General features: G+C 70.1%; 9 protein-coding genes. 1 reads left to right on the top strand and 8 read right to left on the bottom strand.

The window, feature by feature from the left end:
- From G011_RS0115085 to metH, 7 genes are all read right to left on the bottom strand, one after another.
- Window positions 1-1,715 (bottom strand): ABC transporter ATP-binding protein (locus G011_RS0115085; RefSeq protein ID WP_019609206.1); only part of this gene is annotated, 1,715 nt, incomplete at its 3' end.
- A 45-nt stretch (window positions 1,716-1,760) separates the two neighbouring features.
- Complete coding sequence (locus tag G011_RS0115080) at window positions 1,761-2,774, bottom strand: ABC transporter permease (RefSeq protein WP_019609205.1); 1,014 nt, start codon at window positions 2,772-2,774, stop codon at window positions 1,761-1,763.
- 88 nt (window positions 2,775-2,862) lie between these two features.
- The gene (locus G011_RS0115075; protein WP_019609204.1) at window positions 2,863-4,611 is read right to left on the bottom strand and encodes an ABC transporter substrate-binding protein; all 1,749 of its coding nucleotides are present in this window, start codon (window positions 4,609-4,611) and stop codon (window positions 2,863-2,865) included.
- 102 nt (window positions 4,612-4,713) lie between these two features.
- Entirely contained in the window at window positions 4,714-5,763 is a 1,050-nt protein-coding gene (locus G011_RS0115070) for an ABC transporter permease (protein WP_019609203.1), read from the bottom strand.
- Between the two features lie 641 nt (window positions 5,764-6,404).
- On the bottom strand, window positions 6,405-6,926 hold the full coding sequence (locus tag G011_RS0115065; RefSeq protein WP_155979782.1) for a cellulose synthase: 522 nt from the start codon (window positions 6,924-6,926) through the stop codon (window positions 6,405-6,407).
- A gap of 188 nt (window positions 6,927-7,114) precedes the next feature.
- Window positions 7,115-7,828: an HAD family phosphatase gene (locus tag G011_RS0115060; protein ID WP_019609201.1), complete on the bottom strand. Its 714-nt coding sequence runs from the start codon at window positions 7,826-7,828 to the stop codon at window positions 7,115-7,117.
- Between the two features lie 323 nt (window positions 7,829-8,151).
- Window positions 8,152-11,622, bottom strand: coding sequence for a methionine synthase (metH, locus tag G011_RS0115055; RefSeq protein WP_019609200.1), 3,471 nt, complete (start codon window positions 11,620-11,622; stop codon window positions 8,152-8,154).
- 281 nt (window positions 11,623-11,903) lie between these two features.
- Here metH and G011_RS0115050 point away from each other — a divergent pair, with 281 nt between their 5' ends.
- Window positions 11,904-12,743, top strand: coding sequence for a PAC2 family protein (locus tag G011_RS0115050; protein ID WP_013152584.1), 840 nt, complete (start codon window positions 11,904-11,906; stop codon window positions 12,741-12,743).
- 35 nt (window positions 12,744-12,778) lie between these two features.
- Here the strand turns inward: G011_RS0115050 and G011_RS0115045 are convergent, their stop codons facing one another.
- On the bottom strand, window positions 12,779-13,189 hold the full coding sequence (locus tag G011_RS0115045) for an ABATE domain-containing protein (RefSeq protein WP_013152583.1): 411 nt from the start codon (window positions 13,187-13,189) through the stop codon (window positions 12,779-12,781).
- Window positions 13,190-13,266: the final 77 nt, after the last annotated feature.

Below are 13,266 nucleotides of genomic sequence, written 5' to 3'. Positions count from 1 at the left end.
TGGCGGGTGTAGTCGCTGGCGGGGTTCTCGTACACCGCGTCGCTGTCACCCATCTCCACCACCTCACCCGCACGCATCACCGCGACCCGGTCACTCACCTGACGCACCACCGCCAGATCATGGGCCACGAAGATGTAGGTCAACCCGAAGTCGTCCTGCAACTCCGACAACAACCGCAACACCTGATCCTGCGTGGACACGTCCAACGCCGACACCGGCTCATCACAGATGATCAGCTTCGGCTTGAGGATCAACGCCCGCGCGATCGCGATCCGCTGACGCTGACCACCCGAGAACGCGTGCGGGAACCGGTTGTAGTGCCCCGGCTCCAACCCCACCCGCTCCAACAACTCCTGCACCTGACGGCGGATCTTCTTGCCGTCCTTCTCCCCCTGCACCCGCAACGCGGTCCCGATCGCATCGCCCACGGTCACCCGCGGGTTGAGCGAGGAGTAGGGGTTCTGGAAGACCATCTGCACGTCCCGGCGCAACGGGCGCAGCGCCCGCTCGGGCATGTGGGTGATGTCGCGGCCCTCGAACTCCACCCGGCCCCGCGTGGGCTCCAGCAGACGCATCACCATCCGCGACAGCGTCGACTTGCCCGACCCCGACTCCCCCACGATCCCCAGCGTCTCACCACGGTGCAGGTCGAAGGAGACCCCCTTGACCGCCCAGAAATCCGTGGCCCGACCCCACATACCGCCACGCACCTTGAACCGCTGCGCCAGATCCTCCACCCGCAGCAGGGGCTCGCCCCGCTCCTCCTTCGGCTCGGGGGTGAAGGGCCGGAAGACCTCGTCCGGCCCCTTGCGCCCCGCCTCGCCCACCGCGGCCGATCCCGACCTGCGGCGCTTCTCCTGGTCCTGCCGCTGGCCGCGCTCGGCCCGGTCGCGCGCCCGCCGATGAGCCCGGGAGACCTCCACGCGCGGCACGGCGGCCAGGAGTCCCTGGGTGTAGGGGTGCTCGGGCTCGGAGAGGACCTTGCGCACGTCGCCGCGCTCGACCGCGACGCCGTGGCGCATGACCACGACCTCGTCCACCGAACCCGCCACCACAGCCAGGTCGTGCGAGACCAGGATCAGCGCCATGCCCAGGTCGCGGCGCAGCTCGTCCAACAGGTCCAGGACCTGGGCCTGCACCGTCACGTCCAGGGCGGTGGTGGGCTCGTCGGCCAGCAGCACCTTGGGCTCGCACATCAGCCCCATCGCGATGACCACGCGCTGGCGCATGCCGCCGGAGAACTCGTGCGGGTAGGAGTTGATCCGCTTGCCGGGCTCGGGGATGCCCACCCGCTCCAGCGACTCCACCGCGCGGGCGTGCGCCTCGGCCTTGGTGGCCTTGGGCCGGTGGATGCGGTAGGCCTCGATCAGCTGGTTGCCGATCGTGTACTGCGGGTGCAGCGACTGCATCGGGTCCTGGAAGACCATGGCGATGTCGTTGCCGCGCATCCGCCGCAGCTTCTTGTCCGAGGCGCTGACCACGTCCTGGCCCGCGACCTCGATGGAGCCGGTGATCTTCGCCTTGCTGCCCCGGTGCAGGCCCATGAGGGCCAGCGAGGTCACGCTCTTGCCCGAGCCCGACTCGCCCACGATGCCCAGGGCACCGCCCGCGGGCACCTCGAAGGACAGCCCTTTCACCGCGTGAACGTCGCCGTCCATGGTCGGGAACGTCACCCGCAGGTCGTCCACGCGGACGACGGGGTCGGTCGAGGCCATGTCACTTTCCTTCGTTAGAGCTGCTCTGTTCAACGCTGTCGGTCGTCAGGCGGCGATGCGCACGCGCGGGTCGACGACCGGGTAGAGCAGGTCGACGATCAGGTTGCAGACGACGATGAAGACAGCGCCCATCAGGGTCACACCGAGCACCACGGGCAGGTCCTTGCCGATGATCGCGTCGATGGCGTAGGCGCCGATGCCGTTCAGGGAGAAGACCTTCTCCGTCAGGATCGCGCCGCCCAGGACCAGGCCGACGTCCAGGCCGAAGATGGTCACGATGGGGGTCAGCGTCGGGCGCAGCGCGTGCTTGAAGATCACGCGGCGCTCGCTCAGCCCCTTGGCGCGGGCGGTGCGGATGTAGTCCTCGCCCAGGACCTCCAGCATTCCCGCGCGCGTCTGGCGCGCGTACTGCGCCGCGTGCAGGAAGGCCAGGGTGACCCAGGGCAGGAACATCACCTGGAACCAGCCGACCGGGTCCTCCGTGAGGGGGACGTAGCGCGAGACCGGGAACAGCTCCCACTCGTGCACGAGGAAGGCCAGGGCGAGCAGACCGGTGAAGTAGATCGGCATGGACACGCCCACCAGGGCGGCGCTCATGGCGATGCGGTCGAAGATGCTGCCCTTCTTGACCGCGGAGAGGACGCCGACGGCCACGCCGCCGATGATCCAGATGATGGCCGCGCCCAGGGCCAGCGAGGCGGTGACCGGCAGGCGGTCGAGCAGCTGGGGCAGCACGGGGCTGTTGGTGGTGAAGGAGTAACCCAGGCAGGGCGCCGCGCACTCGATCGTCTCCCGGCCGAAGGTGTACTCGGAGCCGAGGACCAGACCCTTGACGAAGTCCATGAACTGCACGGCGATGGGCTGGTCAAGGCCCAGGCGCGCCACCGTGGCGTCGAGCGCCTCGGGGGTGGGGGCCTTGCCCACGTACATCGCGGCCATACCGCGCGGGGTCACGCCGGCCCAGCGGGGCAGGACGTAGAAGATCCAGAAGGTCACCGCCGTGACGACGGCGAGCAGCAGCAGTCCGGCGCCCAGGCGGCGGAGAATATAGTTCAGCATCGCGGTCGGCGGCGGGGGTACCCACGGGGCCGTGGCACCCCCGCCGCCATCACCTGCCTTCTCGTACTAGTTCAGGCCGGTCGGAGCACTAACCCCGGTCCACGCCCAGGGCCATGAAGTCGTACATCGCGTACGAGGACGTGTAGTAGACGTTGGTCAGCTCGTCCGAGCGGTAGAACAGCGCGCGGTCGAAGACGACCGGCAGGATGGCCGCCTGCTCCATGACCAGGGTGTCGATCTGCTCGTAGATGCTGGCGCGCTCGTCCGGGTCCTCGGTGGCCAGCGCCTCGTCCCACAGGGCGTTGATCTCCGGGTCGTCGAGCTCGGAGGTGTTGTAGTTGCCCGTGGCCTGGATGGCGTCGCCGTCGGTGATCTTGGAGGCGAAGCCGTAGCCGGTGGCCCAGTCGGGGATCCAGCCGGAGACGCTCAGGCCGATGTTGTTCTCACGGACGTAGTCCTGCGAGCCCGCGTACTGGGCGAAGAAGTCCTCGGCCGGGAAGGTCTGGATGTCGACCTCGATGCCCACGCGCTTGAGGGACTCCTGGAGGGACTCCGCGGTGGCGATGTCGTTGGGACGGCCGTCGCGGACCGCGATGGTGGTGCTGAAGCCCTCGGCCTCGCCGCACTCCTCCAGCTTGGCCTCGGCGGCGGCCAGGTCGCCCTTGTCGTCGTCGGAGGGGTACAGGTCCGACTCCGGGTTCGAGCCCTGGATGGTCGGCGGGAGCAGGTTGGTGGCGATGTCGCCGCCGGTCTCGCCGCCCCAGGCGCGGTGCAGGCTGTCCCGGTCGGCCGCGTACATGATCGCCTGGCGGCAGGCCACGTCCTCGATGACCGGGGTGTGGATGTTGACGTAGCGCAGCGCACCGGAGTACGGGTTGTCCAGGTTGGCCTGGGCGTCCTCGTCGGTGAGCAGGGTGCTCTTCATCGCCGGTCCGACGCCGACGCCGGACAGGTCGACGTCGAGGTCGCCGTTGACCAGGCGCTGGTCGATCTCGTCCTGGTCGACGCCGATCTGGACGGTGACCTCGTCAGGCAGGGCCGGGCGGATCGGGTCGGTCTCGGGGTCCCAGTGCTCGTTGCGGACCAGGTTGAGCTGCACGCCGGGCTCGTAGTTGCCGTCGAACTGGTACGGGCCCGAGGAGAGGACCTTCTCCTTGTACAGCGCGCCGCGGTCGGCCTCCACGGGCACCGGAGCGGTCTGCGGCTGGGTCAGCACGTACGGGAACTCGGAGAAGGGGTCCTTGAGGTGGAAGACCAGGGTGTAGTCGTCCGGGGTCTCGACCGCGGTGAAGGTCTCCAGCGGGTCGTCGACCTCGTAGACGTTGAAGGGCTCCTGGTCCAGGTGCGCCTCGAAGTAGCGCGGACCGTTGGGCAGCTCACCGCCGTTGTAGTTCGAGCGCGCGATGGCGTACTTGATGTCCTGCGCCGTGATCTCGGAGCCGTCCTCGTACTTGAGGCCCTCCTGGATCTTGACGGTCCACTCGGTGAAGTCCTCGTTGGGCTCGGGCATGCCCGCGGCCATGTCCGTGGTCAGCTCGGTGGACTCCTGGGCCGGCGCCGGGGTGAAGGCCAGCAGCGTACGGGCGTAGTAACGGGTGAAGTTCCAGCTGAACCCGTAGTAGGTGTCGCCCGGGTCGGTGGAGTCGAAGTCCGAGGAGATGGCGTAGCGCAGGGTGCCGCCGGTCTGGTCGGACGCGTTGACGACCTCGGTCGAGCCCTGGTCGAAGGCGGCGTCGGACGCGGAGCCTCCGCCGTTGGAGCCACCGCCCCCGCACGCCGAAAGGAGGATGGAAGCCGCCGCGCCGAGCGCGACGAAGCCGAGGGTGCGTTTCCTCAAGGAACTGCCTCTCATGCGAACCTGATGGTGATGATGGGATCAACCTGTCGTCGGATCCCTGCCTTGCGGAGGCCGGGCGGGTCAGCCTCCACCGACCGTGGGTCAGTCGGAGGTCTTGGGGTCGAAGGCGTCGCGCAGCCCGTCGCCGAACAGGTTGAACGCCAGGACGGTGATGAAGATGGCCAGGCCTGGGAACACGACGAAGTAGGGCGCGTTCGCGTACTGGGAGACCGCGTCGGAGAGCATCTTGCCCCAGCTCGGCGTGGGCGGGTTGATACCGACGCCCAGGAAGCTCAGGGCCGCCTCGAACAGGATGTTCGTGGGGATGAGCAGGGTCGAGTAGACGATGATCGGCGTGACCAGGTTGGGCAGGATCTCCCGGAAGAGGATGTGCCGGTTGCTGGCGCCCAGGCTCCTGGCGGCCTCCACGAACTCCCGTTCGCGCAGCGAGAGCGTCTGACCGCGGACGATGCGGGCGATGTAGGGCCAGTTGAAGAAGCCGATGATGAAGACGATGACGCCGATGCGCAGGCCGTTGCCGGTCAGGCCCAGGACGCCGTCGGGGATGACGCCCACGAGCGCGATGGCGAAGAGCATCAGCGGGAAGGCCAGGAAGACGTCCATGGCCCGGCTGATGACGGTGTCGATCCAGCCGCCCTTGTAACCGGCGATGATGCCGAGCACGGTGCCGATGAGCACGCACAGCAGCGTGGACAGGAAGGCCACCAGCAGGGAGATCTGGGCGCCGTAGACGATGCGGCTGAACAGGTCGCGGCCGGTCACCGGCTCCACGCCCAGCAGGTGGTCGGCGCTGATCGCGCCCCAGGGGTCGGTATCGAAGGGGTTCGGGTTGTCCGGGTCCCTCATCGGCAGCCCGGTGTTGGGCTCGATCAGGTCCTGGTGGAACTGGGTGGGCGGGTGCCCGAACCACTTGGCCAGGAGGGGCGCGAGGATCGCGGCGAGGATGAGCAGGACCACGACCACGCCGGAGATCATCGCGACCTTGTCCTTGCGCAGCCGCTGCCAGGCGATCTGGCGCAGGGACCGGTTGTCGGAGTCTCCGCGGACCCCGTGGGCCTGCGCAGCGACGTTCACGGCGTCGTTCTGCTCCGCCTGCTCCGCCGAATCGGGGGCATGCGAGGGCGCGCTCATCAGGCCACCACTCTCCACTCATACGCTTCTGGCCGAGGGGAACGGGTCAGAACCCACGCGTACGGCCGCAAGGAGGGGTGACCTGCGGTTCGCGCGCGGTGGGGCCGGCCGGTTCTCGACGCTGGCTGGCGTGGGCTTGCGTGTCGGCGGGGAGGGCGGATGACCCGTCCTCCGCAGACCCGGTCCGCGGGAGTGCGCCACATCACCTGAGGAGTTGGACACACCGGGACCGTTGCGCCCGGGCTGTTACACAGCGACCAACTTACTCGCGATCTGAACGCATAGCGTCCAATATCCGATCATGTATCTAAATCGTGACAAACAACGTTAAAAAGCCTATATAACAACAAAAGGCTACAGAGTTCGCATTCATCCGACGACCGGCCGCGAGCTGCGGCGACGTCCTCCACCGCCGCGCCCACGATACGTCCGAATATGCACCGGTTCGACCCCCCAAGAGGGACGCTATGGCAAGTGCTATACGTCTCAGCGTGTCCACGCGGGTGCGCAGGGCGACGGTCACGGGCGTGCCAGGACACCGCCACGGACACGTACGGTGACGGTCGCGGCGCACGCGAGGACGACGGCTCCGCGCGTGCGGAACCGTCGTCTCAGGGGTGCGCGGGCCGGGCCCGCGGTGGTCACTCGATGCCGCGCTTGCGCAGCAGTTCCTCGATGTCGCCCAAGTCGGAGAGGTCGTCGGCGGCCCCGGCCTTGTTGGGGACCGGCCCCACCTTCCCCTTGGCGCCCGGGGCCGCGGGGGCCGCACCGGGCTTGGCGGCGCCGGGCTCGGCCGCGCCGCCCGCCCCGCCAGTGGCCTTGGGCTCCTTGGCCCTGCCGGGGCGGGTGCCCACGTCACGGGCGCGCATGACGCCCGAGACGACGTAGAGCACCACCGCCAGGCCCGCCAGGGCCACACCGGCCCACACCGCCGGGTTGAACAGCAGGCCGACCAGGATGCCGAAGATGTTCATGGCGAACTGCCAGACGGCGTTCATCAGCCCGATCAGACCGGCGGCCAGCGGCAGCAGCGACCACGCCACGCCGCGCAGACCCGAGGCGGCGCCCTTGGCGCGCCACACGAAGAAGGAGATCACCAGTCCCGCGAGGGTGAGTCCGCCTCCCAGGACCAGACCGGTCATCCACGTCAAGTTCTCAGGCATGGGCCCAGTCTCCCATCCGGCGCCGGAGCGCACATCCGGTCGATCCCCTAGGTCAGGCCCCGGAGGCGAGGCCCCTGTACGCCCACGCTACTCCCGTACCCCGGACGGGCGGCCGGGGCACGGAAGAGGGCGTCGGGGCTGGTGGGGGCGGGGAGAGCCGCGAGGCCGGGGGACGGGCGGACCCGGGTTCAGCGGTCGGCGACCAGGGACTCCAGCCAGTCCAGGTCCACGCCCACCAGGCTGTCGCGGAACACCACGCCCTCGCGCGGCGGGATGTGCACGTGGTTGGGCACCGCGACCGTGACGCACCCGGCGTCGGCCGCCGAGGTCACGCCGACCACCGAGTCCTCGAAGGCCACGCAGCGCGCGGGGTCCACGCCGAGCCGCCGGGCGGCCCTCAGGTACGGGTCGGGGTGGGGCTTGTTCGCCTCGACCTCGTCCCCGGCCACCGAGTCGTCGAAGTTGTCCAGGCCGATCCCGCCGATCGCCGCCTGCACCAGCGTCCTCTCGGTGGAGGTCACCAGGACCACCGGGACCCCGGACTCCGACAGCAGGGTGACCAGCTCCTTGGCGCCCGGGCGCAGGTCGGCGCCCTCGGCGAGCCTGGCGCGGAACCTCGCGTACAGGCGGTCGGCGACCTCGCGCGGGGTGAGGTGGTGCGCGCCGGTCAGGTCGATGATGTAGCGGCCCACGGGCTCGGCGGCGTTGCCGACGTTGCGCTGGTGGTCCTCCTCGGTCCACACACCGCCCAGTTCGGCGACCAGGTCGGCCTCGGCCTCACCCCACAGGTGCTCGCTCTCGATGAGGGTGCCGTCCATGTCCAGGAGTACGGCCTGGAGGCGTCTGGCCTGGGGGGTCTCGGTGTCGGAGGCTTCGGGACTCAGCGTGCTCTGTTCGCTCATAGGTTCGGTGGCGCCTTCCGGACCGGGCGGCGCCACGCTCTCCCCTCGTGTGTCATGGGTTGCCCGCTGGCCCACGGGACACCCGGGCTGTGCGTCATCATCGTGCGGGACGCGGGGCGCCCGCGCCGTGAAGAGGACCTGTCGGCGTCCTTTCCACACTACGAACACTCGGACGCCTGCGGGTGGAGAGCTGCCCCACACTCCCGCACGCGCGCGGCCCCGGGGGCGGCGCGGCGGACCGCGCGCCTCCCGCACACGCGCGCGGCCCCGCCCCCCGGTCGGGGGACGGGGCCGCGCCGGGCGGTCCGCCTCGGACGAGCCGGTCAGACGTTGAAGTAGGTCGCCTCCGGGTGGTGGACCACGATCGCGTCGGTCGCCTGCTCGGGCACCAGCTGGAACTCCTCCGACAGGGTCACGCCCACCCGCTCGGGCTCCAGCAGGCGCATGATCTTGGCGCGGTCCTCCAGGTTGGGGCAGGCCCCGTAGCCCAGGGAGAAGCGGGCCCCCCGGTAACCGAGCTTGAAGAACGCGTCCAGCTCGGCCGGGTCCTCGCCCGCGAAGCCCAGCTCCGCGCGCACCCGGGTGTGCCAGTACTCGGCCAGGGCCTCGGTCAGCTGCACCGACAACCCGTGCAGTTCCAGGTAGTCGCGGTAGGCGTTCTTGGCGAACAGCTCGGCGGTGGCGCGGCTGATCGCCGAGCCCACGGTCACCACCTGGAAGGACACCACGTCCAGCTCCCCCGACTCCTTGGGCCGGAAGAAGTCGGACAGGCACAGGTGGCGGTCCCGGCGCTGGCGCGGGAAGGTGAAGCGGGTGCGCTCGGCGCCCTCCTCGTCCAGCACCACCAGGTCGTCGCCCTCGCTGTAGCAGGGGAAGTGGCCGTGCACCACGGCCGCCTCCAGCAGGCCGTCGGTCTGGATGCGGTCCAGCCACATCCGCATCCGGGGACGGCCCTCGGTCTCCACCAGTTCCTCGTAGCTGGGGCCCTCGCCGCCGCGGGCGGCCTTGAGCCCCCACTGGCCCATGAAGGTGGCGCGCTCGTCGAGGAAGGCGGCGTAGTCGGCCAGCGGGATGCCCTTGCTGATCCGGTCTCCCAGGAAGGGCGGCTTGGGTACCCGGTTGGTGGTCGACACGTCGCTGCGGGCGGGCACGTCCTCGGGCTCGCTCACCTTGAGCTTGGCGCCCGTCTTGACCCGGCGCTGGCGCAGGGCGGGCAGCTCGGCGCCCTCGTCACCGCGCTTGACCGCCATGAACGCGTCCATCAGGCGCAGACCCTCGAAGGCGTCCTTGGCGTAGCGCACGTGGCCGTCGAAGACCTCGGCCAGGTCCTGCTCCACGTAGGAGCGGGTGAGCGCGGCGCCGCCCAGCAGGACCGGGAAGCGCTCGGACAGGCCCCTGGAGTTCATCTCCTCCAGGTTCTCCTTCATGATGACCGTGGACTTGACCAGCAGGCCGGACATGCCGATCACGTCGGCGCGCTGCTCCTCGGCGGCCTCCAGGATCGCCGACACCGGCTGCTTGATGCCGATGTTGACCACGTCGTAGCCGTTGTTGGACAGGATGATGTCCACGAGGTTCTTGCCGATGTCGTGGACGTCGCCCTTGACGGTGGCCAGGACGATGCGGCCCTTGCCGTCGTCGTCGCTCTTCTCCATGTGGGGTTCGAGGTAGGCGACGGCGCCCTTCATGACCTCGGCGGACTTGAGGACGAAGGGCAGCTGCATCTGGCCGGAGCCGAACAGCTCGCCGACGGTCTTCATGCCCGAGAGCAGGGTGTCGTTGACGATGGCCAGGGCGGGCTTGGACTCCAGCGCCTCGTCGAGGTCGGCCTCGATACCGGTCATCTCGCCGTCGATGATGCGCCGCTCCAGGCGCTCCCACAGCGGCAGGGCGGCCAGCTCCTCGGCGCGGGAGGCCTTCATGGACTTGGCGTCCACGCCCTCGAACATCTCCATGAACCGCGAGAGGGGGTCGTAGTCGCCCTCGCGCCGGTCGTAGACCATGTCGAGGGCGACCTCGCGCTGCTCCTCGGGGATCTGGTTGATCGGCACGATCTTGGAGGCGTGCACGATCGCCGAGTCCAGCCCCGCCTGGACCGCCTCGTGCAGGAACACCGAGTTCAGCACGATGCGGGCGGCCGGGTTGAGGCCGAAGGACAGGTTGGACAGTCCCAGGGTGGTCTGCACGTCCGGGTAGAGCCGCTTGAGCTCGCGGATGGCGTTGATCGTCTCCAGGCCGTCCCGGCGGGTCTCCTCCTGCCCCGTGGTGATGGGGAAGGTGAGGCAGTCGATCATGATGTCGCTGGTGTTGAGCCCCCACTCACCGGTGATCTGCTCGATGAGGCGGGTGGCGACGCGCACCTTCCACTCGGCGGTGCGGGCCTGGCCCTCCTCGTCGATGCACAGGCCCACGACGGCGGCGCCGTGCTCCTTGACCAGCCCCATGATGCGGGTGAAGCGGGAGTCGGGGCCGTCGCCGTCCTCGTAGTTGACGGAGTTGACCACGCTCCTGCCGCCGAGGGCCTCCAGGCCCGCCTCCAGGACGGGCGGCTCGGTGGAGTCGAGCATGATCGGCAGGGTGGAGGAGGTGGCCAGGCGCGAGGCCAGCTCGCGCATGTCGCTGACCCCGTCGCGGCCCACGTAGTCGATGTTGAGGTCGAGCAGGTGGGCGCCGTCGCGGATCTGGTCCCGCGCGATCTCCACGCAGTCGTCCCAGCGGCCCTCCAGCATGGCCTCGCGGAACTTCTTGGAGCCGTTGGCGTTGGTGCGCTCACCCACGGCCAGGTAGCTGGCGTCCTGGCGGAAGGGCACGCTCTGGTACAGGGAGGAGGAGGCCGCCTCCACCAGGGGCTTGCGGTTCTTGATGCCGCGCCCCTGGACGCGCTCCACCACGTGGCGCAGGTGCTCGGGGGTGGTGCCGCAGCAGCCGCCGGCCAGGCTCAGGCCGAACTCGGAGGTGAAGGAGTCGTGGGCGTCGGCCAGCTCGGCGGGCGAGAGGTCGTAGAAGGCGCCGTCGGGGCCGAGCTGGGGCAGGCCCGCGTTGGGCATGCAGGAGATGGGGATGGGCGAGTGGTGCGACAGGTAGCGCAGGTGCTCGCTCATCTCGGCGGGGCCGGTGGAGCAGTTGAGGCCGATGACGTCGACGCCCAGCGGCTCCAGGGAGGTCAGCGCGGCGCCGATCTCGGAGCCGAGCAGCATGGTGCCGTTGGTCTCGATGCTGACCTGGGCGATGATCGGCACGTCCCTGCCCGCGGCGCGGCGGGCGCGCTGGGCGGCCACCACGGCGGCCTTGACCTGGAGCAGGTCCTGGCAGGTCTCGATGAGGATGGCGTCGGATCCGCCGTCGATCAGGCCGCGCGCGCACTGCTCGTAGTAGTCGCGCAGCTGGGTGTAGGGCGCGTGGCCCAGGGTGGGCAGCCGGTTTCCCGGGCCCACGGACCCGAGGACGTAGCGGGGCTGGTCGGGGGTGGAGTAGGCGTCGGCGGCCTCGCGGGCCACCTGCGCTCCGGCGTGGGCGATCTCGTAGGTGCGGTCCTCGATGCCGTACTCGGCGAGTCCGCCGAGGTTGGCCGAGAAGGTGTTCGTCTCGATGGCGTCCGAACCCACGGCAAGAAAGGCGGCATGGGTGTCGCGGACGATGTCGGGACGGGTGAGGTTGAGGATGTCGTTGCATCCCTCGTGCCCCTCGAACTGGTCGAGGTCGAGATCGTGCGCCTGGAGCATGGTGCCCATCGCTCCGTCCGCCACGACCACACGGCGGGACAGCGTTTCGCGGAAGGTGGGGCTGGCTCTCATATCTGGCAACTCTACGTCGGAGCACCGCGGCGGCCCAGTTGGTGTCCCCGTGACGCGTGGCACTGGGCGGACCCGCGGTGCGGGGCGGGTCGGTCGTCCGGGGACGGCGGTGTCCTTGTCAGTCGCTGTCTGTGAGGTTATCTCATCGGCTGTTCCAGTAGGTGAGACAGGTGTCCCGCGTCGTGGCGGCCTGAGCCCTTCGGACGAGCGCCCCCGAACGGTTCCCCGGGCGGGTCGGCACCACGTAGGGTGGACTCCGTTCGCGTGCAGGGAGGAGCCACATGACCAAGCTCGTCCGGGAGCTTGTCGATCCCGTGATGGTGGCGGCGTTCGAGGGATGGAACGACGCTGGTGAGGCGGCCAGCCTGGCCGTGGAGCACCTGTCGAGGGAGTGGGACGCCTACGAGCTGTGCGCGCTGGCACCGGACGACTACTACGACTTCCAGGTGACCCGGCCGCGCATGTCGATCGTGGACGGCGTGGTGGGCGAGGTCGAGTGGCCCACGACCCGGGTCCGCGTGGCCACGCCGCCGGGGTCGGAGCGCGACGTGGTGCTGGTGACGGGCCCCGAGCCGAACATGCGGTGGCGCTCCTACGCCGCCGACCTGCTGGCCGTGGCTCGGGAGCTGGGCGTCACGCGGATGGTGATGCTGGGTTCGCTGCTGGCGGACGCCCCGCACACGCGGCCGATCCCGGTGACCGGGATGGCCTCGCCCGTGGAGCTGGGCTCGGCGCTGGGGCTGGAGGCGACCACCTACTCGGGCCCGACCGGGATCGTGGGCGTGGTGCACGAGGCGTTCAGCGCGGTGGGGATCGAGACCGCGTCGCTGTGGGCGGCCATCCCCCACTACGTCGCCCAGCCGCCGTGCCCGAAGGCCTCCCTGGCGCTGTTGGCGTGGGTGGAGGACTTCCTGGGCGCGCGGGTGCCGCTGGGCGACCTGCCCGAGGACGCGGTGGCGTGGGAGTCCAACGTCAACGAGCTCACCGCCGAGGACGAGGACATCGCGGCGTACGTGCGCGGCCTGGAGGAGGCCAAGGACACCGCCGACCTGCCGGAGGCCTCCGGTGACGCGATCGCCCGGGACTTCGAGCGCTACCTGCGCCGCCACGACGAGGGCTGAGGCCCCGGCGGCGGCCCCGCGCATGTCTCGGGGCCTCAGAGCCGCATGTGGCGCCACTCCCCCGTGGACAGCACCACGGCCCAGGCCCCGGCGATGCGGGCCAGCCCGCGGCGGACCTCGTCCACGACCGCCGGGGTCAGCGGCACGGGGGCCTCGCGTGAGGCCTGGAGGCGCACGGTGACGCGGAGGCCGTCCAGGACCTTCTGGCCCCGGGCGATGGCCTCGTGGTCGGGTTCGGCCCGCCGCTCCAGGACCGCCCGGATGCCGTCGCGCAGGGCGATGGCCTCGTCGAGGTCGGCGAGGGTGATGGGGATGGCTCCCTCGGTGGCCAGGCGGTGCTCGCGCAGGAACCGTGCGAGGTCGGCCCGGTCGGCGAGCCCGGCACCGGTGGAGACGAAGTCCGCGATGAGTTCGGCGGCCGCGCTGTGCCGCGTGGGGGTCGTCATGGGGGCTATCCCACCACGGCCGGGCCCCGGATACCGGCGTTTTCGCGAGCCCGTGGCCACAGGTGGTCATCGTGCAC

This window comes from Nocardiopsis sp. CNS-639 (genome assembly GCF_000381685.1).
GTDB lineage: Bacteria > Actinomycetota > Actinomycetes > Streptosporangiales > Streptosporangiaceae > Nocardiopsis > Nocardiopsis dassonvillei.
This window is presented reverse-complemented; position numbering and strand designations above follow the sequence as displayed.